Source organism: Nocardia sp. NRRL S-836 (genome assembly GCF_001279525.1).
GTDB lineage: Bacteria > Actinomycetota > Actinomycetes > Mycobacteriales > Pseudonocardiaceae > Lentzea.
This window is the reverse complement of record NZ_LGDY01000047.1, coordinates 72,704-95,756: the sequence shown is the minus strand read 5'-3', so window position 1 is coordinate 95,756 and position 23,053 is coordinate 72,704. Positions and strand designations below refer to the sequence as shown.

Below are 23,053 nucleotides of genomic sequence, written 5' to 3'. Positions count from 1 at the left end.
ATAATGACCTTGTACCCGCGGCCCGACTGGGTTGGGTTCCGCGGTGTCTGGTGCGGCGTACGGGCGGTCGTCAGGTCGCCGGGTTAGGTTGCGGTGAGCAGCCGCGCGACTCGCTGCGCACTAGCCTGCAGCCCCCCGTTCTTGAAGAACTGGTCATGCACTGGTGGTAAGCCATCGTGCCCAGGCCTTCGCATCGGTGCCCACCTCGGCTGGAATGCCCAGCATCGCGAGCGCGCCGGGGTAGAGCGCCTCGTAGTAGGTGTTGGCTGCGACCGCGAGTTCGGGTGCGCGGATCAGCCACGGTGCGGGCAATCTGGTGCAGGTCAACGTGCGGTTGAACAGGTCCGGAGTGTCGTCGAATTCGCCCTCGACGATGCCGCGTCGGATAAGGCCCTCGATCAAGTCCTGGCGCTGCTGTACCCACTTCTCGCTCCTGCGAGTCTTGGCCCATTGAGATTCCACCGAGAACATGCTCAGTGACCGCCATGCCGGCGGTGGTGTCTGGTAGGTGACGGTAGTGGCGAGCCAGGGCAGATCGAGCATGCGGGCGATGTGAACGCGATGGTTGCCGTTGGCGGACACCGTGTAGACCGGCCCGGCCCATGCCAGCGTGTGCGTCAGGTTGATCTCGTCGGTGAACAGTTCGGTGGTGAACGCGTCGAGGTCGGTCGCATCGGCGAGGCCTTGGGCGATCTGATGCGGCACGTACGGGCGATGGCCCCCGAAATCACCCCAGGTCCGGTGGTCTGTGGAGACGACCAGCCGGGTCGGAACCCACAGCGTGGTCTTGAAGTATCCGCGGTGGTCTCTGTTCACGGCATTCGGCGCGTCGAACAGGATGCGCGCGTGCTGCAGTTGCGGGGCGGTGTCGTTGAGCAGGCGGGCCCGTTCCTTGAGGTAGGCGTCGATGTCTGTCTCGCGCAATACCTCCGCGGCGCGCGCACAGGCGTCCACGTGCTCTTGGTAGGCCGCCCCGCGGTGCAGCAAAAGTTCCCGCACACGCTGACCTTCCACCGACGTGTCCGCCTCAGAGGACGGCTCGGCCAGCTGCACCGGGCTCGGTACTGGGGGATCGATGACCACGACGGGCGGGCGGTGGTGCGTGAACCCGGTGACGGTGGCGATGGCGGACTGCGGTGTGGGCGCGTATCCCCATCCGCGGTGAGGCCCGGCGTCGTTTCCGCCGGAGGTCAGCGCGGCGACGAATCCGCCGTGGGAGTAGTAGCGCACGGTCCACACCGGCGTGTTAGGTGCCGGTGCGGGAAGGGGAGCCAGCTCGGCGTCAACGACCGCGGCACGATGGCGGTTGAGCGCCAAGGAGATCTTTTCCGGGCTGTCACCACGGCCGAGCGCGACGGCAGGCGTGTTGTTGGCCATGACCAGTAAGTCGTACGTGTCGGACATCGAGCTGGCAAGCGCCCTGGCTTCCTGGGAGAGCCCGGTCAGGTCAAGACCGATGCGGGGACCGTCGAGCAGTTCCCCCGCGTGCACAACTCGGTGCTGGGCCGCGAGCAGACGCACGAACACATGATCGAGATCGACGTCGCCTCTCAGGTCGATGTCGTCATCGCGTGCCGCAGGTCGCTCGTGTGAGAGGAGCAACTCGCGGTCGAGCAGTTCGTCGATGAGGCCCTCACGGTCAGACGAGCTCACCCAGCCGGCCATGACCGGTACCGCACGTAGGACGAAGGCGGTCCGGATGCGACCAAAATGAGGGAGTCGCGCGGCGCCTTGCTGTGTCTGGCATCGCGCGCCCTGTTCCCCGGCGCAGGTCGGGCATCGCTGATCGAAGAGCCACACATCAGCACCGTAGGGCAGCGGGTCTGGGGGAGCCAGGCCTGGCTGGGGGGTCTCATCTAATACGGACGAGTCGCGCTGAAATCGCGTCGAAGTCAGACCAGCTGGCCGTCAACGGCAGACCTCTTGCGGCGAGTCACCACATTCCAGTCGAGTCGAACATATGTGCCGCCGCCGTCGGGCACGCGGCCGAGTTTCTTGACGTCGACGTGCAGCGGGTCGCTGGGCCGAGGTCGTTCGTAGCGGATGCCAGTGTGGTGGAGAAGGATCAGTAGGCCAGTGATCGGATTGGCGGGAGGGCCGCGGTCATGCGCGGTCCAGTGATATCGATCGTGATCACCTGCGGTGGTGGGAGAGTAGCGGTGCCCGCGGCCTCGGCGACGTGCCTTGTGTGCACTGCGCTGTCGGCTGCCGTGGCGCGTGATCCGCTCCCTGGAGGAAGCTCACAGCCGCGAAGTCCTCCACCAGTCCGGCGCTCCTACCAATTCCGCCACGACATCGTCCAGATCCAGATCTACCTCACCACTGCCCCCTCCGCCGGTCCCGGCCACCGCGCGGCGGGCGGGCCCGGCGAGCCGTCCACACAACCATCGCAATCCTCCTCATCGCAGCCACGGCGATGTTCACCGAGTTATCGCTGCGCGAGGCGGTGAAGCCATCCACCCACCGTCATGACGAGTGAGGCCACAACACGTACTGGAGCACATCGATGAGAAGAACGATGGCGCGGCGATATGCGCATCGGGCAGCCGGCGTCAACGTAGGTGAGAGTGTGGCTGAGTCAGTCCGATGATGGCAGTGTCGTCGACCGGCTGGCGGGTGTACCAGTGGTGCAGAATCTGGTGGACCTCGGCCGCGTACGGCCACAGGTGAGGCTCGAGACCGTTCACGAGCTCGATGAGCGACTGCTGCAGTTCAGGGTCGTGAAAGTCGGTGTGCGGTGACATTGTCAGTGTCACAAAACCCGCGGCGATTTCCAGTGGCCGTCGCCGGGCGGTGGGCAGGCCCGCCTCGGCGATGGCGCGGAGCAGCACGGTGTGGACCGGTTCCAGTTCGGTGTCGGTGGGTTGGACGCCCTGGGATTGCCAGATGGCGTTTTGGCTGTGTGCTCGCAGCTGGTCGACGGTGTCTCGCAGCGACGGCGGAATGCTGTTGCGGATTTTGTTCAGCCGGCCGCGAGCGCTGATCGATGCGTTGCCGGAGTGTTGTGCCCAGGCGGCCAGGGCGTCCAATGCGGTGACAGTGTTCTTCCCGCGACTGCTGATGCGGGTGTCAATGGCGGTCAATACCTGGTGGATTAGTTCGGGGTGGTGCCCGGTGATGCGGTGCACGACTGCCATCAGACGATTGACGGTATCGCCGGGGTAGGTGTCGAGCAGTCGCAGGGCGCGGGTGAGCAGTAGTCGTGTGTAGCGGGGTTGCTGCGCGGCGATGTCCTCATCGAGCATGTCGAGCGCGAGTCGGGCTCCAGGCATCAGCCAGCCTGCCAGGGGGTCAACGGTGTCAAGTTCCTCCAGCATGAGGATCATGTCGTTGCGCAGCGGCTCGTGGTCAGCGAAGACCCTGCTGGCGGCGAACAGCCATGTATTGCGCCAGTGTGCCGACGCGGCCAGGTGTTTGAGAGCCCGCATCAGCTCGGCGTCTCCTGCGGTGAACAGAGCGCGGGCTGCCATGAGTTCCTGCAGGCTGCGCACCTCGAATCCGATGCTGGCCTGCGACATACCCACCAGTAGCACCAAGCGGTCGGTGGCCAGTACCAGCAGCCTGCCGGCCATCCGCGCGGCTTGTTGCTCGCCGTATTCCTCCTCGACGAGCCGATCGTGGATCAGGCGTCGGAGGTCGGCTTCGGGCAGTTGTGCTTCGGCCTCGCCAGCGTGTTCGGCTCGGATCTGCAGCAGTAGTCCGGCGCGTTCGTGGATGCGGTCGATGTTGCGGCGCTGGGCGTCCATCAACCGGGAATCAGGCGTGTCTTTGCCGATCTCACGTTCGTAGAGCGTGGTGTAGTAGGCCTCGAACAGGCCATACCGGTCCTGAGGTGCGCGGGCGCGTCGTTCCAGCAACAGGGTCATGATCGTGACCTGCAGTGGGGTGCGCATCAGTCGCGCGGTGAGAGGTTCAGCGGCAGCCGTGCGCAGCCGCCGCACGAGCAAGTCGTGCATGTCCGGGTCGTCGGTGTACTGCAACTGCGCGAGGTGTTCGGCATAGTCCAGAGAGCGGTCAGCCTGCATCGGCCGCAACGTGAGCTGCCTGTAGTAGGCCGGGCTCAGTTCGCCACGGTAGCCCTGCGGCCTGGTGGTGGCGACTACCAGGAGATCGGCTTCCGCCTGGGCGGCGTCGACGAGGAAGTCGCGGACCGCGGCAAGCGTGGCCTCGCGGATATCGGGGTCGGCGACCTCGTCCAGGCCGTCGAGCACTACCAGCCAGGGCCATTCCCGCAGCCACGCTCGGGTCATCAACCCGTTGATCGGTCCGGTCGCGCGTGCCTGATCGGTGATGTAGTCCAGCAAACTGATCGAGCGTCGTTTCGCTAGCGCGTCGGCGAACTGACTCAACGCGATCCGAACCGGCCAACGCCTGCATCGAGGCGTTGGGACGTTCAGCGTGCGCAGGTGCCGCTGATAGCGGTTCAACATCTCCGGCACGTCCGGGCCCAGGGTGTGCGAAGGCCGGTCGGTCAGCAACGCCACCCGATACACCTGGCACAGCAACTGCCCCAGAGTGGTTTTGCCTTGACCGGGACCGCCAACGACCGTCAAGTGCGGCAGCGCGGCAGAGGCAGGCCGACCTCGTCGGATGCGGTCGCCGTGTCCGACGATGTGCGCCACGACGCCTTCGACGGCTTCGGAATGACCTCTGCTGTCCGGCCCTGGCTCGAGTTCGGCAGGCAGGTCGATGGCGACGTTGCTCAGTTGTAGCTTGCGGTTGGTCGACGCTCCTGCCTGCCCGAGCCGTACCCACTGCTGCGCCATCAACTCCTTGGCCGCTTGACCAGTCAGCAAGGTGGGAAAATCGGTGGACGGGACCTGCTCGGCCGTCAGTGCAACCAACGCCCGCTGGGCATCAGACAACACGTCACCCGTAAGGGTGAAGCCAGCGTACGTGCGCCGCACTCCGTCGTGGACATCGAGCAGGCGGCAGATTCGATCGTGGTGCCACACAGCCCACCCCTCGAGCTGTAAGCCCTTTTCCGTGACGTAGTGGCGAATGAGCTCGTCGACCTTGTCGATCCCACCGCGGCCAGGATCGGGTGATAGCACGACGTTGGTGCTGAGGATCAGGTATTGCGGGAGGCGTCCCCGCATGACACGTCCGGAGTCCTTTTTGATCCAGCCGTTGAGTTCCTTACGGACTTCGTTAAGGAACCACTCGGTGTCCGGTCCGGTCTGGGCGGCGGTGCGGCGGAATTTGGCCTGCAGCACCCCGTAACCGTTCCACGGCCCAGTGTCAGGCTCGGGCTGCGGATATCGCATCAGCCCTTCAAAGGTGGCTTCGCGACCACCGTCAGGTCCGGAACCGAACACGGACACCGCGCCACCTAGTACGGCAATGGCGAGCGCCTGCGACATCTCCTCAAATTCCTGGGTGCCCAAACGGGTCAAGTCGTACCGCACACACGTGCCCTTCCTTCCCAAGTGCGCGCCCGACGGATCCGCCGAACCACCATGCACCCTACTTCGTGAGCGGTGTGTGTCAGCCCCGACGCACGACGATGAAGTCACCTGTACGTGGATGTGCTACGCGATATCAACTGGGTGCCGAGCGCACCGGGCGAACACTGCACCGGCAGCACCGTGGTCGGTCACCGACCTCCTCCGCGCCGTCGAGCAGGCCGGTGGGCGCCGAGAAGGCCGCAGGCAGCGCGTCGGCGACATCGCTGAGCCGGTGGCGCGGGTGCGCGAGGCAGCATGATCATGTCTTGGGCCTGTTCGATCACCGGCCGCCGGTCCAACACTCCAAGCAGTTGCTCGACTGCGGGGGTGGGACACCAGCCCGTCGTGGGTGTTCACCGGTTAGGTCCGCCTGAAAACCATGCCAGCGAACCTGTAGTCAGCTGTCACCATAGGTTCGCGTCGACCAGCAACGCGACCATTGCTCTGCCGCGCGCAGAGCGCGACCGAAAGTGCGCTCCAGGAAGCATCATGGACATTAGAGCGATCTTTGAGCTGCCAGTGCACATCTGGGTGATGTGCGACGCGTTGGAGAAGACCTACTCCACGGGGTACGGCGAACTCCGGTTCAACGTCGTGATGCCGGACGGCCGGTCACCTGTCGGCGGTCCTCCTAACGTGCCAGGGATCGTGTCACGCGATGAGTTGGTCGGCGAGCAGGTCGTGTGGGCGCAGGAGTACGGCGCGTTCATCCCCGAGTCGCTTCGGCCAGCCACCGCCCTGCATCGGGTGGCCATGACCGAAGTCGAAGGCCCGATCTATGAACACCGGTCGTGGTGTACCCCCGAACACCAGCTCGCCGAGCGTGTCGGCGGATGGTTCGACGACGTGCGCACCTGGGTTGAAGTCGTGACCGGCCAGGACCTCGACCCCCTTCACCGCGTCTACGACGTGGAGTCGGTCGGTGCAGGGCTCACGTTCATCGAGCCGCCCCACGATCAGGCTCTCGGCCTCATCATCACTACACCTCACGTTCTTCCTCTTCGAGCACAGGAATGGGCTGGCATCCTCAGGCTCGTTCGTGACGGTAAGAAGCCGCCCCTTGAGGAGATGCTGAGCCGTGATGCGCGAGCCGCGTACAGGCGCAACGCCAACAGGCGCGCGATCATCGAAGCCGCTACCGCGCTGGAGATCGTCCTCGGTCGTCACGTCCGCGAACGGGCTGATCAACTGCCTGAGAGGCAGCGGAATCGCATCAATGGACCGACGATGTTCGGCACTTACATCTCGGTCGCCGAAGAATCCGGCCTTCAGTTCGCTGTCCCGATCGATCGGCTGCGCTGGCTGAACAACCTCCGTAACGACGCTGCCCATCGCGGCGAGGCACCAGACCGTTTGCAAGCTGGCGAGGCAGTGCAGTTGATGATCAATTTCCTGGGCGCTCACGGGCGACTTCGGCGGACGGGCGAACGCGGGCCTGACGGCGGGGAGTTTGTCCTGGTCGATTCCGGAAGCGGCGACATCGATGATGGCCAGCCTGAGGGCTGAGCTTGGTCGGTTAACCAGCGCTGCGGGGCAACGCGGCCATCGGGTGCCGAGCCAGCCACCGGGAAGGTGCTGGAAACAGAAATCGTGTCGCCACCAGGTTAGGTAGCCCGGGGCGTGCGGCCGGGCCTTGCCTTCCGCCGTACGCCCGAACAGCTGGTCGTGGCTGTCCCTCCCCAGCGCCGCTTGTGATGGCGCTGTCCTTGTGCGAGGGGGAGCCCGCGGACCGGCGTGCTGTTCGAACCGTTCGGCTACCTCTGAACCGCGCCACTACCTCCGCCAACTAGGTCCGAACACCGCCACCTTCATCCGAACAGGACAAAAACGTGTCCGTTCTGAGCGAACCTGGCGGAGCATCAGCTCGCCGACCTGCGGCCCGCCAGGTGGATCTGGACATCGATCCCTGCCGTTGTCCGGACTAGTTGGCGGTTTAGAAGCCTTGGGAGAGTGGAGCGGCATCGTGGGTGTCGAGGTCGTCGAGCTGTTGTTGGACGCGGTCGGCGGCGGCGTCGCGGCCTTGGTCCCGGTACAGCTCTAGCGCCTCCCGCCACACCGTGCGGGCCCGCTCGTGCCGGCCGAGGGCGGCGTGGGGGTGTCCCATGTGGTCGAGGGTGTCCGCGACCGCGTAGGCGTCGCCGAGGTCGCGGTTCAGGGTGAGGGCGTGGTGGTAGTGGTCGAGGGCCTGGTGGGCATGCTCCAAGGCCTGCCGGTCATTCCCCCGCTGTTCCCAGGCGAGCGCGAGTGCCCGGTGGGTAAGGGCCTGTTCGGTGGGGTCGTGGTGGTGCAGGGCCAGGTCAAGGGCCTGGTTCAGGTGGGTGGTGGCCTGTTCGTGCCGGCCCAGCCGGGAGTAGGCGTTGCCGAGGTGTCGATGGGTGCGGCTGTGGGTGGCGGGGTCGGGTAGGTGCTCGGCGGCCTCCAGTGCGGCCTGCCACGTGGTGATCGCGTTGTTCCGGTGTCCTCGCCGCTGGTGGAAGGTGGTCAGGTTCCAGGCCAGGTGCCAGACGGTGTGGTGGTGGCCGAGGGTGGCGGCGGTGCGTTGGGTGGCCAGCAGGGTGGCGTGCTCGGCGGCCAGCCAGGCGAGCGCCGCGTCGGTGTCGGGCAGTGGGTGCGAGTGCACGCCGGGCGCGGGTGGCTCGGCCGACAGCAACGCGCGGTGGGGGCCAGGAGGCGGGCGGCGGTGTAGGCGGTGTGCAGGTGGAAGTCCACCACGCGCGTCAGGGCCGCTTTCCGCACGCGCTCGGGCAGGGTGGTGTGGGCGGCGTACGCGCGCGTCGTCGCGTCCGGCCGGCGCGCGTACTGCTGTGCCGCGGCCTTGAGGTCGGCGAACCGCTGCTGCAGCTCGGTGTCTGTTCACCTCTACCGAGGAGTTTGCGAAGCTTGGGGATGCGGCAGCGTGTGTCGTGTGGACTCGACGTCCGCGTCGGTGCTCTCGTCGGTCAGTGTCGCGTTGCCCGTGCCGGACTCCGTGGCGTCCGGCGTCGTCTCGGTCGTCACGAGGTTCTCGTTGGTCATCGCGAAGTTCTCGGAGGTGGTCGTAGAGAGGTCGTCGACGCCGGTGCTGCTCGCCGTTGTCCTACCTGTGATGACCGGCGAGATTGGTCAGCAGGGTGACGGGCTGCGGGGTCATCGAGGCGCTGAGCGAATTCGGCGGTCGTGGCCGAGCACCACAGCCCTAACCGGTGGCGCTGCCTTTCATACGAAGCGAACTCCCAGGCCGGGCGACACGCCTCGAACGTACGGACAAGGCCGCCGCGCTTCGAGAACCGACCGTGCACACTGGATCCAAACCCCATGTACTCGCTCAGCTTCGTGACGCCGGGCGTCAGGTGTGGCGCGGTGTGCGCCCAGGGAAGGTGAGGACAACCCGAGCTCGACCGGTGGGTGATCGCCCGCTACTGCAAGCTTCACGACCGGCGGGCCGCGCTGCTCACCGATCGAGCACGTCGGCACGGACCAGTTCCTGGCGCCGTGCTGCGGCCCCATGCCGACAGCGGCGACGACCGCGCCGCTTGGCAGCTTGCGAACTGCTGGTCAAGCGGGGGACACGTTGACGAAGCACTAGAGGTCCTGCGCCGCAAGCCGACAGCGGCGATGACCGCGCTACTTACATGTTGGCGAATCTGCTGGTCGATCAGGAACAGGCCGACGAAGCACTACGGGTCCTGCGCGCCCACGGCAACCGCGGCGGCAGAATCACCGCATATCGGTTGGCGTGGCTGCTGGCTGAGCGGGAGCGGTTGCAGGAGTTGCGCACCCGTGCTGACAACAGCGACGAGATCACAGCTACCCGAATGGCGTAGCGCGTCATCAACATGGGCACGTCGATGACGCCCCAAGAATTACGCAGCCTTGCCGCCTATGGCTACTCCGGCGTTGCCGCCATGTTTGTGCACCTGCTGCTGCCCAGGGGCGTGAGGCGGAACTGGAGCTTGAGGTGGCGGCCGGTACGAACGAGCGGCTGCAGCTCTGCGCCACTTACGGTTGCGCATCGGGCCGCAAGCAGGACCTCACCATGGTGACGTCTTCGTCGCCTTTGGCCTGGGTCGGGCAGGGACAGTAACGATACCGGGCTCTCTGCGATTGCTCTGTTGATACCGGCGAAAAGGATCGGAGGCCCCTGATGCGAAGAAAGGCCACGGAGTGGTTGCGTGAAAATGGCGCGCTCTCTGTGACGGTTGCAGGAGTCAGCCTCTACGTCGCTCTGCGGCTGCCAGCGGCGATATTCTACTCCCGACTGGGTGTGAACCCTGAGATTGCCGGTATTACGTATATAAACTTGCTGGCGGGGTCGACGCTTGGGGTTGTTGTCATGGTCCTCGCGATTGCTGTTTTGTTCTACCTAGCGTTGTCAGTACTTAGTCTCGCCGTCTTGTATGTCAAACTACTGCCGCTCGCGGCTGTGATGTTGTTCAAAAACTCGCGAGCAAAGACGCGAAACATGTCAAACGATGAGAGATTCGATCTCGCTCACAGCACTTTCATTGTGCTGTGGAAGGCCGCTTCGGGAGCATTTGATCGATTCGGACTGACTGTCGACAGGGTTGGAGTTCTGATGCGGCGGTATCGAAGTTTGATGGAGCTGGGGGTCAGGGCTCTCGACGAGCAGGTGGAGGCGGATGTCATTAGAAGGCGTTTGGCGAAAGCGGTAGCCCTTCCGAATGTCGCCCGGATACCGCTTCATATCGTTTCGCGCTGGGTTGGTCGTCGCCGAGTTTCGGTGGCGATATCGTTGTTTGCTGTCGCAGCCTTTTTGGTCCTTCCGATGCTTTCCTTTCTATGGGTGAATGAAGTGCGACAAGGTCGGCAAGATTTGGGTAGTCGGTACGCTCTTTTCGCCTATGCCGCCCATCCTGTGCAGGTAGATGTCGCATCGAAGGAGGCGCCCCAAGGGTTGCAGATGTGGGTCGGGAAGGAGCTCTTTCTGATTGGGCAAAACGCGCAGCAGGTGGTCCTTTACTCACCTAAGGAAAATAAGACCGTGTTGTTGCCGTTGCAGGCGGTCCAGATCTTCTCACGCTAGTATGGTGACCATTGATCGCCCAGTGCGCTGCGCTGACCGACGAGGACAACCTGCCGCAGCGGTGATGGACGGCGGGGACTTAGCGGGATCCGCGCAGGTCAGAATTATATTCTCCTGATTTTCGTGGATGCTACGCCGACCCTGCGGTTTGCCGGTGGTTGCGACAGGCCGGGCGGGAGCTTTGGGGACGTCAGCGGGGATGCGGGCGCTGTGTCGACTGCGGCGGCGCCCGTCCGACCAGCTCGGTGGCGGGCGACGCGGTCGGGCTGGGTTCAGCCTGGCAGCGTGGAGTCAAACGTCAGGCCAGGCATGTCCATGCCGGTCTCGCGACGAAATACGTCCTGCGCGGTCGGGGCGCCGAGTACCTGGTCGATGACGTCGAGCGCCGGCCGGGACAGTGCGTCATTGTTGATCTTGAAGCGTGCGGGTGCGACCTCTCGGTTGGCCCACCGCTTGGCCGGATCGCCGACCTTGCCGGTGCGATACTGGCGGCGGGGGTCGGGCATCCGGTCGATCAGCCGGTACCTGTGCAGCAGGTCGGTGGCCCGCCAGGTGGCGCGCGCGATTCGGAAGACCTTCTCACGCGTCTCGGCGGTCACGAACACCCCCTGCTCGAGGTGGCGTGAGGGAAACCGCCAGCGCAGGAACGACAGCAGCAGGTAGGTCGCCAGTTCGGTGTCGGTGAGCGCGAACACCCACAGCTCGGTGAAGAACTGCCGCGGGATGCGGATCCCAGCCTCCGGCACGAGGTACGGCGGGTGCTCATCGGCGGTGCTGGCCTCCGACAGCAACTCGAACGCGTCGTAGTCACGCCGCCCGCCGGGGTGACGCGGGATGGAGACCAGGTGCTGACCCTCCAGGGCGCGCAGCGCTTCGGTGATCTGCCGGACGCGCAGGTCCTGCGCGGTTCTGCCGGTGCCGCGCGTGGGCGAGGTCTCCGAGAGGACCAGTTCCCGCCAGGTCCGGTAGTTCTCGCCGGCGGGCCCGACGATCGTCCGCACATTGCGCACGCGTTCGCCGGGCTCGGCGCGGCACTGCGCGTCGAACAGCAGCAACAGCAGCAGGCGCAGCTGCAGGCCGCGGGACTTGATCAGCCTGGGCAGCGCCGGGCCGTAGGGATGATCAGGACGGGTGCCGATGAACTCGCCGCGCACGACGATGAACTCCGGCCGGCGGCCGGGCTCGTCGCGGTCGCGGTGGCCGCCGAACTCCCAGAGCTCACTCAACCGGCTGTGCACCCCGGCCGAGAGCGGTTCGCCGCCTCCGTCGCGCGCCTCGCGTAGCGCCCGTACACGCGCCAAGCGGGCCGCGAGCTGCCGTTGAGCGAACCCGACGTCTCCCGCGGCGGTCACCGTTTGCCCCGCAGCACGAGCACGAACTGGGTGAGATGCGTCAGCACCTGCAGGCAGTGCCTGCGCGTGGACGGCTTGCGGGCCGCGAGCGCGATCAACGCCACCAGCACGACGCCCAACGTCACCACGCTCACCGACAGCGCGAGCACGGCCAGCGCCCAGCTCCCGAACTCGAATCCAACGCCCATGTCTCCGCTCCTGACCTTCGAGCACAGGCCTGGCGGCCGGGCTCCGTCCTACCGTCATGCGGGCGGTCCTCGCGGCGCCCGAGCAGCTCGGTGAACTGTGCTGCCATCACCAGAATCGCTGATCAATTCCGCTTTGTCGCGTATGATCATCTTGGCCGGAAAACCTCTGAACAGCCACAAAGTGCTATTACTCGCTACGCTTGTGTGGCTGTTGAGAGGTCGTCGCCGAGAGGTGCAAATTCGTCGGCACGTCCCTGGCTGAGACCCCGCGAGGAGCTCGCTGCGGAACCCGACGCGGTTCTTCGCGCGCTCGGGCGGGGGCAGCCGCGCCCGTATCGTCCTGCGGTCATAGCAGCCCGGCTTGGTGCAGGCGGATCACTGCGGCGAGCACTCCGCTGCCACCGAGGATCGCGCCAAGCAGGATCTTGAGTAGGCTCACAGCGCGCTGGGCGCGCTCGTGATCGGTGGCCGCGAGCGCGACTGTAGCGGCGGCGCCGGCCGCGGTGAGCAGCATCAGCGCGATGAGGGTGATCAGCGGCGTCCACATGATCGAGTTCCTGTTCTCCGGAGGGGACGCGAGCCGGACCGATCGATGCTCGCCACGCACAGCCGACCAGCCCGAGGTGGCGTCCGGCATGGGCGCCGTACGGACCCGGACAGCGCCCGCGAGGGCAGGTCGGCGCAACGCCCGGTGGCCTGGGACCGAAGCACAGAGCGGGGCCGTGAGTACGGTGTCCGACAGCTGTCCGGCGAGCTCCACCGGACGCTCGGCAGGACAGAGAGGGCGGGTGTGGATCCGGCGGACATCACCACCCTGGATCAGTTGGCCGGCGCGCTCGATCAGCTTCGCCGCGACCGGTCGTTGTCGCTGCGCGGTTTGATGAACGCCGCGGCGAAGCTGCCGACGCGCCACGGACGGCAGCCATCTCTGCCGCACTCGACCGCAGGCGATCTGCTCAACGCCAAGTCTGTGCCCGAGGCGGAGACGCTGGAGACGTTCCTGGCGGCGTGCGGGATCCACGGCGAGGAGGCGCAGCGGCCGTGGCTGCAGGCGCTCGAGCGGGTCGCCCGCCAGCACCAGCGGCGCCCGCCGGGCGCGGTGCGGGTCCGCGACGCGCGGCCGCGGCTGGTGGGAGTGCACGCCGCGATTCAGGTCGATCCGGCGGCCGGGCCCGGCCCGATCAGGCCCGGTCTCGATGATGAGCTGCCGCCGTACGTGCCGCGGGATTTCGACGCCGATCTGCGCACGACGCTGACCGTCACCGGACAGCAAGGCGGGTTCGTGCTGCTAGTTGGCGAGTCCTCGGTGGGCAAGACCCGCGCGCTGTTCGAGGCGGTGCGGGCGGTGCTGCCGGACTGGTGGCTGCTGCATCCCGGCGACGCTCAGGGGCTGCGGGAGTTCGCCACGCATCCGGCCGAGCGGACGGTGGTGTGGCTCGACGAGCTGCAGGACTACCTCGACTTCGCCGGGGGCGTGCCGGCGGGACTGGTCCGCGACCTGATCGAGGCGGGGGTGGTGCTGGCCGCGACGTGCTGGCCCGAGGAACGCAGCAAACGCGTGGCACTGCCAGGCCGTGATCGGCCGGACCCGTATGCCAACGACCGGCGGCTGCTTGGCCTGGCCGACGTGCTCGACGTGTCCGGTGCGTTCAGCGCCGACGAGCGGCGCCGCGCGGAGGATCTCGCCGGTACCGATCGCCGGATCCGGGTCGCGCTCGACACCCCGGATGCCGGCTTCACCCAGGTGATGGCCGCCGGCCCGGAACTGATCCGCCACTGGAAACAGGCACCCGCCTACGCCAAAGCGGTCATCACCGCCGCACTGGACGCCCGCCGGGTCGGCGCTCACGCACCCCTGACCCGCGAGTACCTTACTGACGCCGTACCCGGCTACCTCAGCGAGCGGCAGGTGGCCACCGCACCCGCGGACTGGCTCGACGGCGCCCTGGACCACGCGACTACGTTGCTGCACGGCGCCACCGCCGCCCTCATCCCCGTCGCCGCCGAGATGGGACGCATCGCCGGCTACCGGGTCGCCGACTACCTGCACCAGCACGCCTTGCGCGTCCGCCGCACCGAAGATCTCCCCGACACCGCCTGGCACGCTCTGATCCGCCACCACCATCCCGACGACACCGACCGTCTCGCCCACAACGCCGCACGCCGCGGCCGCGAACACGTAGCCGTCAGCCTCTACCAACAGCTCATCGACAGCGGTAGCGACGAGGCCGCTTTCGAGTTGGCGACAATGCTGTTCGCCCAGGGGCAGACGGAGGTGTTGCGTGCCGTCGCCACCAGCGGCGACCAGTACACCGTCTTCTGGTTGGTGGACCTGATGGTCCAGCAGGCGCCGGTGAACGCGTTGCGTTTCCGCGCCGACCTCGGCGACCGGGATGCCTCCGAGCAATTGGTGGAGCTGTTGGTCAAGCAGGGGGCGGTGGAAGTGGAGGTGTTGCGTGCCCGCGCCAACCTCGGCGACCAGTACGCCGAATTGCGGTTGAGGCACCTGCTGGCCGCACAAGGGCAGGTTGAGACCACTTCCGAACTGCTGCGCCCTCGTGCCGACCCGTACACCGATCCGGGACACAGGCAGGTGGAGGTGTTGCGTGCCCGCGCCGCCAGCGGCGACCGGCCCTCCGTCTTCCGGTTGGTGGACCTGATGGTCGAAGGCGGGCAGGTCGAGACCGCCATCGAACTGCTGCGCCCCCCTGCCGACCGCGGCGACCAGGACGCCGCCATCCGGATGGTGGACCTGCTGGCCAGACAGGGCCAGCTCGAGGAGCTGCGTGCCCGCGCCGACAACGGCGATCGGTACGCCGCCGTCCGGATGGTGGATGTGCTGGCCAGGCAGGGTCAGCTGGAGGAGTTGCGTGCCCGCGCCGCCAGCGGCGACGAGCTCGCCGCCATCCGGATGGTGGACCTGCTGGTCGAACAGGGACAGGTGGAGGTGTTGCGTGCCCGCGTCGACAGCGGCGATCGGTACGCCCTCTTCCGATTGGTGAATTTGCTGGCCAATGGAGGGCAGGCCGAGGCCGCCATCGAACTGCTGCGGCCCCGCGTCGACAGGGGTGACCGGGTCGCCGCCGCTCCGATGGCACACCTTCTGGCCCGACAAGGGCAGGTGAAGGAGCTACGCACCCGCGCCGACAGCGGCGACGGGTACGCCGCCGCCCGTTTGGTGGAGCTTCTGGCCGAATCGGGGCAGACCAACGAACTGGAGCGGGAGGTGGCGGCGGGAACGGAAGGGGCGGTCACCGCCCTGCACCGTGCCCGCTCGCATGCGTCGAACGTGCGACCTATCGAGTGATGCGTAGACCGCGCACTGGGACAGGGACCCAAGAGAAGCCCCTCTCACTCGACCCCGGACACCCCGCTGATCGTGCGCGTGGCGAGGTTGATCAACTGTGCGGGGCGACGTGCTCGACGCGCTGCCATTGCCCGGTGTAGCCGAACGTGGCGCCGACAGCGCCGGTGAGCTGAACATATGTGCCGCCGCCGTCGGGCACGCGGTCGAGTTTCCTGACGTCGACGTGCAGCAGGTCGCCGGGCCGAGGTCGTTCGTAGCGGATGCCGGTGTGGTGGCGAAGGATCGGCAAGCCGGTGATCGGATCGGCCGCGGCCAGTGCGGGCTCACCGCGGCGGTGCAGGATCCGTCCGATCGTGGAGGCCGGCAGCCCGAGCAGGCCGCACAGGTGCACCGCAACCTCGCCGTACCTCCCACCGCACGGCGAGGATGCGGTCCTCGACCTCGACCTCGACCATGCCGCCCGAGCACAGCTAGGTCAGCGGCGGTCACGCAGGCGCCTTGGACGGTGACGAGGTGAAGTCTGGGGTCCGAGCAGCACGGTCATATCCATGCGGCTGTGCTGTGGCTCAGCTGATTGCCGGTACCCCGTGCCAGGATCGGGCCACGTCGGGGAAGGGGCCGGTGTGGTTACGTTCGCGGAGGTCGTGGCGCAGCTGGACCGAGTGGGGGAGAAGGCTGGCCAGGCCATCGCGATGTTGCAGCAGGTCTGCGAGTTGGCCGGTGATGCTCAGGCCCTGGTCAAGTCTGCGTCCGCGGGCACGGCTGAGGATGATGCCGCGGTGGTGCTCGCTCAGCTTGAGCAGGTGCGGTCGGGCGCGCAGAAGCTGATCAATGTGCTTCGGACAGCGCTCGAGGGAGTTGCCCGGATACGTGGTGCATTCGCGTCGACCGACCCGCCGAACTCCGGTGGGAGCGGCGGGGGTGGTACTGACACCAGTGGACGCGGTGGCGGCGGAGCTGGTGCGGGCGCCGGGAGCCGGGGTGGTGGCCTGGGCAAGAGCCATGCTTGGGTTGCCTGGGCGCGATCGCAGCTGCCGGACTACAAGACCAGCGGCATCTGGCGGGATGCCGACGGGCAGTCAGACGTGGTGCAGAGCGGCAGGGAAGCCGACGGCGAACACGACCGCATCAACGACCATCTGGCCGTCCAGGGTGTGCTGTGGCCTGGCCAGAAGGCGGAGGTGACCAAACACGTCGAGGCCAAGGTCGCCTGGCGGATGCGCCAGTCGGGCATCAACCTGGTCGAACTGGTCGTGAACAAGGAGGTGTGCGAAGGCATGCTGGGCTGCCGAGCGACGCTGCCGTACATCCTTCAACCAGGTCAGAGGCTGATCGTGCACGATCCGGTAGGTTCGCACGTGTTCCAGGGAAGGGATGCGCGGTGAGTTACACGCTGGACTTCTACTTCTACAACGGCGCGAACCGCGCCACGGAGCCGGTCGAGGTCCGTACCGAATCCGACCTCGAGCGGGCACTGGCCGCGATCCTTGAGGAACGACAGCCACACCCGACGCAGATCGCGGCGCGAGAGCTGCCGAGGTTCGGCCCCGCGAAGATCCCTGACCGGATGTTCAAACTGGACGTCTCACCGACCGGTGAGCATGTCGCGCTGCACTACTTCGGACCGCAGGACGCGCAACGGGCGGTGCGCATGGTCAAGCACTGGGTGAGGGAGAACCTGCCGGAGGAGTCGCGCCCGACGGGCCTTCAAATCGAGCTGATGGTCATGCGTAACGTCGGCCAGGCGCCGTCGTTCGATGTGGACGTCAGCTTCCCGGAAGAACGCGGCCTTGACGTCACGCTCGAACGTCGGGCATGGGTGACCTGCTCCGAGAACGTCGCACCTGCGGACGTGCCGACTCTGTACGTGGACGCGGCTAACGACACCGAGTTTCCGCGCAACGCGATTATTCCGGTAGAGCTGGCGCGGGCCGCACTGCTCGAGTTCGCGCAGACCGGCGTACGGCCGGAATCCGTGCAGTGGCAACCATTCGAGACCTACTGACGGACGTCATAAGCCGCTGAGCACAGCGCGCGGGCGTTCTGGAGCACCACCGGCATCCGGCGGCTCGCCGGCGCTGTGCGACACACGGGTGCGTTCGGCGGGCGTGGACTGCTGCTCGGTGCGAGCGGACAGTCCACACGTGGCCCGTGATCGTAACCTCAGCTCAGCCCCACAACGTCCGGTAGATCTCTCGTCGTGCCTCCTCGCGGACGCGGTCGTCAAGCTGGGTGTCGTCGGCGATCGCCCGGTACGCATCTGCCTGGCCGGCGTCGGTTGTGGGGAGGAGCTCGGCCGCGGCCAGACGGTAGGTCACCGGCAGAGTGGACCGCACCACCTTGCGCAGTCGGCGCCCCGAGTCTCCGAAGTACAGCAGCTTGTCGAAGGACGGCTCCACCGCGTCACCACATTCCTCCCGCAAGAGGATCTCCAAGAGCGCGTTCTTCTTGTCAGGCAACGAGAATCTTGCCTTGATCGCGGCTCTCACGCGGACGGGCAGGGCGACGCCGCGGTCGTGAACGATCTCCTCGCAGGCGCGGTAGCAGGCTTCGTGATCGTTCGAGCGCAACGCCTTCAGCCTTATTCCGGCGTCGATGTGGCTTTGGTCCGCAATCCGTTCGAACGCGTTGTGGCCGCGTGCGGGATGGGACAGGTGGAGGAGCCGTGCGACCTCCAACTTACTGCCGGAGCCGAATGACCTGTCGTCGATGAGTCGGTCGTACACGTCGAGAGCCTCGGGACCGGGCAGCTCCTTCGCCATGGTGAGCCGGAAGTTGTCGGCTTCCCGGGAGTCCAGAGCGGCGCTGACGAGGGCCGCCACACCGCAGGACTCCGAGATCATCCGCAGATACCTGATGCTTGTCAGCCCACGTTGACACTCGATCACGTCCTCCAGCACCTCCATCGAGCGCTGAGGTTGCTCGACGTGGTTGCGCAGCGCCGCGAGCACACGGCTGCGCTCGGGCACGTCGCGACGCCTTGCCGTATCCAACAGGATCGCCGGGTCGTGGCCAGCCTGGTCGACGAGATACACAGCGAACTCGTGTTGTTGCTCACCAGGGCTCTTCTCGCTGGAGTGCAGTGCTTTGCGGCTCCACAGCGCGAACCCGGCAGCCGGGTCGTGCGCAGTCGTGATGCTGATCGCGGACGCCTGGAGCTCCGGAACGGTGGCAAGTTCGGTGAAGATCCGGATGTTCAGCTCCGGGTCCGTCTCGTGGAGGGCCTTTGCCACCCCAGTCCGGTCGATCTTCCGGATGTCTGGACTGGACAGATAAGCGAGGATGTCCCTGAGACTGGCATGTGCGTCCATGCCGATCAGGTAGCGAACGGCCTCGAACAACCGGTTCGCGTCGAACTTCTCCTTCTGTGCGATCATCGACCTGAGCACGTCCGCGGTGGCGACATGGTCAATCTCGTGCAGCCACTGGACGTGCTGGAGCCACTCCTTGCCGGTAGAAGGCACCCGGACGATCCGCGAGAGCACCCGAACGGTCCGCCGCAGGACCTTGTCGTCGACGTTCGCGCCGTGCCGGACCAGCGCCGGGACGAACCCCAGGTGCCAGGCCCGCAACAGTGGCCATGTCGTCCTGTTCAGCTGTCTGCGGATATCTGTACCCGACTGGATGAGCTGGGCTGCCAGGAACACCTTCATGCCATGGTCTGGCCACTCGCGCTGGCCCGGTTCCAGCAGCTTCACCGGATCGGGATGGGTGGCCAGAACGTGGCACGCGGCCAGGTACTCCTCGATCGTGCGGTGCCGGAACACCAGGCCTTTGCCGCGAGACACGACCAGTCCACTCATCAGCAATGTCTCGGCGACTGCCTCGCGCGCCGCGTCCGCGTGACGGGTCACGGCACATTCCAGGACGTCCGGACGAGGGCTCATCGTGACCAGGTCGTGCGCCACCGCGCGGCACCAGCCACAACAGGCCGCCGACCAATGTGACGAACACGGCCAGTACCAGCAGGAATCGCGCGGTATCAGGCCAGCTAGTCAGCATTCGACCAGTCACGCTGATCAGTGTCGAGTGCTGTTCGGCGCACGTCGGTGCTTGGTCGTCGCACAACGCCTTGCGTGGGGATGGCGTCGTTCGCCGTGCTCGTCTTATCGTCACTTGCACGTCCTTCCCGTCAACGGATTCGGTTCGAGCGCGCGAGACGGCTGCCAGCCTGCACAGCAACAGCCGCCTCGCGAGAACTGCTGGATCACCGCGGCGGTGAGGCGATGGACACCGGGCTGCTGGACGCACGTTCGACGTCCGCGTGATCCGCAACGGGCGGCCCCCACTTCGGGTGCCGCCCGGTCGCATGTCCGTACCTGCGGCGCGGTACCTCGAACCCTATGGCGATGTAAGCCGACCACTGGCCGATCACACGACGAGAAACGAACGCGGTGCGCCAGGCGGTAAGTGGATGATCGGTCAGGCCTATCCTTATTCGGGATATCAACATCGCCAAGCATGAAATCCGCAGGTCAGCCTACGTGCGTTACTGCACGCCGCGCCGGGAATCCTTGCCGGCCACTTTCGATAGCGCAGTCCGACTATGCGGCCATTCGGGTGATCCCGGTCGCCATCATCTTGCCAGAAAAGCGCAGGTCAACCGGGGTGTAATATCAAGAGCGTTCAGTGCATCACCCGCTAGGGGGTATAGAAGGGGCCGAAATCTGCACCGAGAGTGTGGGGATTGCGAGGCCTGGACTCGTGCGGCTCGTTCACGCGACGAACGCTGTCGTGCTCTTCTCGTAGTGCGGACCGCTGATGAACCAGGGGGACATGATAAGCCCTGGTCAGTGGCTTGCAGTGAGTGAAAGGGCCTGTTGCTTGGGTGTGGTTGGGCGTCGATCCGCTCGGCCTGATCTTCGATCCCGGTGTTCCGGCTCGTCGTCTGCCACCTCGACGCGTCCGGCCATGGAGGCGGCTCAGGATTCAGTGCGGCCGCAGTCGCCGAAGAACAGGCATTCGATGAGTTCACGGGGGGCCACGGTCTCGAGCCTGCTGCTCGAGCTGATCGAGCAGTATGGCGAGCCGGTCCCATTCACCCTCGCTCGCCTCGATCAGCACACTCGTGATGGCCGTCGAGATCGGTGGTGAGCCCGCGGTCATCGGTGACGGCGGCTCCGCCGAACCGGAGCCGGATGCGCCGCTGCGAGGACGCGAAGCTCGTCGAGCAGCTGGCGCGAGACGGTTTCAAAGGACCGAAGTAGGAGATGCTTGCCGGTGAGCTTGTCGCGTATGCACTGCCAATCCTGCGATCGTGGTTGCGCCGAGGCGTGATCCTCCAGTACTGCATTCAACGCGGCCGGCCCGTCACCGTGTCTGCACATGATCGCGAGTTGCTCGCAAGAGACCGCGACGAGCGGATTGCTCTGGCGGGCGAGACCACTGCCAGGGCGCTACATGTGTGGCGCGAACTCGCCGTGGTGCAACGGACGCGTCTCGGTGCGCAGCTGGAATCGCTTCAGCCGTGGGACGGGACACGGCACCGCGGTAGCGCGGCGCACCGATCAAACCGGACAGTCATCACGATAGGCCCGAGCCGTAGGGGGTGCTGCACGTGCGGCACCCCACCACATACTCGGCGGCGTGGCGCCGGCTCCGATGAGCAACGTCCTGGGCGATGCGCAGGGCGCTGCCGCTGTTGACTGGCGGGTCGTAGCAAAAGTTGGCTACAGACGTCTTGCAGGAGGAATGAGTTGGCGGAGCTCTGCGCGGTCCGACCCTTCGATCCGCAGCTGACGGGGTACGTGCCTTATACTGCGGCGCTGTTCGACCGGTCGGTGCCGACAGCGCTTCACCTGGCGGTGCTCGTCCGGCTGCACGTCAATCACGGGATGAGCGCGAAGCTGACCAGCTTGCCGAAAAGCTCGCCTCCCCCGGCTGGTGCACCGCTCAAGACTTCACGCAGGTCACCCACGACCTCATCGACCGCGGACTGGCCGAGGGTGTCATGTTGCGGGTAAATCCTTTGCTGCACACCGGGGGCGGGTGCAAACGCTGCGCCTTTGTCCCACAGCGATGTGCATGATCACTCTCAGTCTAATGTCACTTCCTTAGGTGCCGTGGGCACGCCCGCGTTGCAGACCGCGACTTTTCGACGACGTAGAGGCATGACCGTCTCCGAACCTGAACGTTCCCGCTGGTATCACCTGCTGACTTGGCGCCGCTCGTCCCAGCGGCGGCCGAATCCGAACGATCGGCTCGTCGCCCGTCGGGATCGCGACTGGGTGTCGTGGCGGGTGCCAGGGCCGTCGTGGCACGTCGCGGCTCTGGGACTGGTCATCTTGGTGCTCGCGGTTGGTGGGACTTTGTGGTTCACACTGGATTGGCTGGAACGCGCCGCCGCGCTGAGGACGGACCCGAACGCGGCGATCAGCGGCAAAGACGTCGTGACCGCAAAGCTGGACGCGGTGAAGATCGCGTTAAGCGCGGTCGCAGGCGGGGTCGCGCTTTTCGCTCTGTACCTCGCGGTGCGCCGCCAGATGACCGCCGAGCGCGACCTGCGCGCCCAGCTGCACGCGCAAGCGCACACCGAGGACGATGCGAGGGCCCGCCGGGTCACCGAGCTCTACACCAAAGCCGTGGAGCAACTCGGCTCAACGACGGTGGCGGTGCGGCTCGGCGGGCTCTACGCGTTGGAACGCCTCGGCCAGGACAACCCCGACCAGCGTCCTACGATCGCCAACATCTGGTGCGCCTACCTACGCCAGCCCTACAGCCCGCCATCGGCAACAACATCGCCACGAGCAACCCTGGTGGCCGCACGTCACCCTGCAGGTGTGCCCCGCCCGCTTCTGCGCAACTCCATCCGACGCATCGGCATACGGCCTCCAGGCGTTGCTACCACCGCCACACCACCCGACCCTTTGGCCGCGCACTTCGAGGCAGGCCTGGAACTCGACGTCCGACTCACCGTGCAGAGCCTCCTCCTCAAGCACCTACGCCCACGTCCGGATGACGACGGTGAGTCTCGTGACTTCTGGCCTGAAATTCCCGAGCTCAACCTCACCGGAGCAACCCTGATCGACTTCGACTTGGGCGGTTGCCGCATACCGAACATTCGTGCAAAACGTGTGTTGTTCATTCGTAATGCCTGGTTCGAAGGCGCAGTCTTCAAAGGTGGCGCCACGTTCGATGACGCGACCTTTACCGGCTACGCCTCTTTTGAGGGCGTGACTTTCGAATCCTGGGCAAGATTTCACGGTGCGGAGTTCGCCTATGAAGCCAAGTTTGGCGACACGGCATTCGAAGGCTCGACCATGTTTCTTGGCGCGAAATTCATCGCCAAGGCGAGTTTCCGGGGCGCGACGTTCCGCAGGCATGCGGGGTTCGATGGTGCGACATTCAACGATGACGCCAATTTCGACGGCGCTAAGTTCTTTGACACGAGCGGGTTCCTTGCGACTTTTACATCACAACCAGCTACGTGCCATGGGACTCTGGTCTCTGCGTTTGGTCTGGACCCGTCTCGGAACACGTGGCCGAGAGGCTGGACCATGACTAAGGACGACGCCTTTTGGGGGCGATTGGTCCCTGTTCCTGAAGTCATTCACTGGGAGCACTTTTGGTTGAACTGGTTATGGCGTGATTGATTCGACGGAATTCGGTAAGGCAGGTGACCGCTGCGCTGTCCAGTCACCTACACCGCTCTAGTAGGTCAGGGAACTGTCGAGGCTCATCCAGCGCGATCAATTCCGGAACCGGATCGGCGGTCGCTTCAGGTTTCGCGGCGAAAC

15 protein-coding genes and 1 pseudogene are annotated in these 23,053 nt (G+C 65.9%); 7 read left to right on the top strand and 9 right to left on the bottom strand.

Annotation, left to right across the window (positions count from 1 at the left end; translation table 11 throughout):
* Positions 1–153: 153 nt before the first annotated feature.
* The gene (locus ADL03_RS06625) at positions 154–1,665 is read right to left on the bottom strand and encodes a hypothetical protein (protein WP_157528167.1); all 1,512 of its coding nucleotides are present in this window, start codon (positions 1,663–1,665) and stop codon (positions 154–156) included.
* An 887-nt stretch (positions 1,666–2,552) separates the two neighbouring features.
* Positions 2,553–5,408, bottom strand: coding sequence for an NACHT domain-containing NTPase (locus ADL03_RS06620; RefSeq protein WP_053732464.1), 2,856 nt, complete (start codon positions 5,406–5,408; stop codon positions 2,553–2,555).
* A 528-nt stretch (positions 5,409–5,936) separates the two neighbouring features.
* Here ADL03_RS06620 and ADL03_RS06615 point away from each other — a divergent pair.
* The gene (locus ADL03_RS06615; RefSeq protein WP_053732463.1) at positions 5,937–6,953 is read left to right on the top strand and encodes a hypothetical protein; all 1,017 of its coding nucleotides are present in this window, start codon (positions 5,937–5,939) and stop codon (positions 6,951–6,953) included.
* 427 nt (positions 6,954–7,380) lie between these two features.
* Here ADL03_RS06615 and ADL03_RS06610 read toward each other — a convergent pair whose 3' ends face one another.
* The gene (locus ADL03_RS06610; RefSeq protein WP_053732462.1) at positions 7,381–8,067 is read right to left on the bottom strand and encodes a tetratricopeptide repeat protein; all 687 of its coding nucleotides are present in this window, start codon (positions 8,065–8,067) and stop codon (positions 7,381–7,383) included.
* 239 nt (positions 8,068–8,306) lie between these two features.
* The gene (locus ADL03_RS46645) at positions 8,307–8,462 is read right to left on the bottom strand and encodes a hypothetical protein (protein WP_157528164.1); all 156 of its coding nucleotides are present in this window, start codon (positions 8,460–8,462) and stop codon (positions 8,307–8,309) included.
* 596 nt (positions 8,463–9,058) lie between these two features.
* Here ADL03_RS46645 and ADL03_RS06605 point away from each other — a divergent pair.
* Together ADL03_RS06605 and ADL03_RS46640 are read left to right on the top strand one after the other, a co-directional pair.
* Positions 9,059–9,250: a hypothetical protein gene (locus ADL03_RS06605; RefSeq protein WP_053732461.1), complete on the top strand. Its 192-nt coding sequence runs from the start codon at positions 9,059–9,061 to the stop codon at positions 9,248–9,250.
* Positions 9,251–9,570: 320 nt separating this feature from the next.
* Positions 9,571–10,470: a hypothetical protein gene (locus tag ADL03_RS46640; RefSeq protein WP_157528161.1), complete on the top strand. Its 900-nt coding sequence runs from the start codon at positions 9,571–9,573 to the stop codon at positions 10,468–10,470.
* A gap of 272 nt (positions 10,471–10,742) precedes the next feature.
* Here the strand turns inward: ADL03_RS46640 and ADL03_RS06600 are convergent, their stop codons facing one another.
* The 3 genes from ADL03_RS06600 to ADL03_RS06590 form a co-directional block, all read right to left on the bottom strand.
* Positions 10,743–11,696, bottom strand: coding sequence for a hypothetical protein (locus tag ADL03_RS06600; protein ID WP_157528158.1), 954 nt, complete (start codon positions 11,694–11,696; stop codon positions 10,743–10,745).
* Between the two features lie 122 nt (positions 11,697–11,818).
* Positions 11,819–12,010 carry a hypothetical protein gene (locus ADL03_RS06595; protein WP_053732459.1) on the bottom strand — a complete coding sequence of 64 codons (192 nt, stop codon included), beginning with the start codon at positions 12,008–12,010 and terminating at the stop codon, positions 11,819–11,821.
* 346 nt (positions 12,011–12,356) lie between these two features.
* Positions 12,357–12,557, bottom strand: coding sequence for a hypothetical protein (locus tag ADL03_RS06590; protein ID WP_053732458.1), 201 nt, complete (start codon positions 12,555–12,557; stop codon positions 12,357–12,359).
* A 243-nt stretch (positions 12,558–12,800) separates the two neighbouring features.
* Here ADL03_RS06590 and ADL03_RS06585 point away from each other — a divergent pair, with 243 nt between their 5' ends.
* Positions 12,801–15,317 carry a hypothetical protein gene (locus tag ADL03_RS06585; RefSeq protein WP_053732457.1) on the top strand — a complete coding sequence of 839 codons (2,517 nt, stop codon included), beginning with the start codon at positions 12,801–12,803 and terminating at the stop codon, positions 15,315–15,317.
* A 181-nt stretch (positions 15,318–15,498) separates the two neighbouring features.
* Here the strand turns inward: ADL03_RS06585 and ADL03_RS50705 are convergent.
* Positions 15,499–15,693 (bottom strand): annotated as a pseudogene (locus ADL03_RS50705) (IS481 family transposase); the annotation flags it as partial.
* 268 nt (positions 15,694–15,961) lie between these two features.
* On the opposite strand from ADL03_RS50705, the gene ADL03_RS06575 reads away from it, so the two are divergent.
* Both ADL03_RS06575 and ADL03_RS06570 read left to right on the top strand, forming a co-directional pair.
* Complete coding sequence (locus tag ADL03_RS06575; RefSeq protein WP_157528156.1) at positions 15,962–16,702, top strand: DddA-like double-stranded DNA deaminase toxin; 741 nt, start codon at positions 15,962–15,964, stop codon at positions 16,700–16,702.
* On the top strand, positions 16,699–17,322 hold the full coding sequence (locus ADL03_RS06570; RefSeq protein ID WP_053732454.1) for an Imm1 family immunity protein: 624 nt from the start codon (positions 16,699–16,701) through the stop codon (positions 17,320–17,322). The genes ADL03_RS06575 and ADL03_RS06570 overlap by 4 nt, the downstream gene beginning before the upstream one ends.
* A 163-nt stretch (positions 17,323–17,485) precedes the next feature.
* Here ADL03_RS06570 and ADL03_RS06565 read toward each other — a convergent pair whose 3' ends face one another.
* Complete coding sequence (locus ADL03_RS06565; protein ID WP_053732453.1) at positions 17,486–19,225, bottom strand: hypothetical protein; 1,740 nt, start codon at positions 19,223–19,225, stop codon at positions 17,486–17,488.
* A gap of 2,202 nt (positions 19,226–21,427) precedes the next feature.
* On the opposite strand from ADL03_RS06565, the gene ADL03_RS06560 reads away from it, so the two are divergent.
* On the top strand, positions 21,428–22,909 hold the full coding sequence (locus ADL03_RS06560; protein ID WP_157528153.1) for a pentapeptide repeat-containing protein: 1,482 nt from the start codon (positions 21,428–21,430) through the stop codon (positions 22,907–22,909).
* The last annotated feature ends 144 nt before the right edge of the window (positions 22,910–23,053 follow it).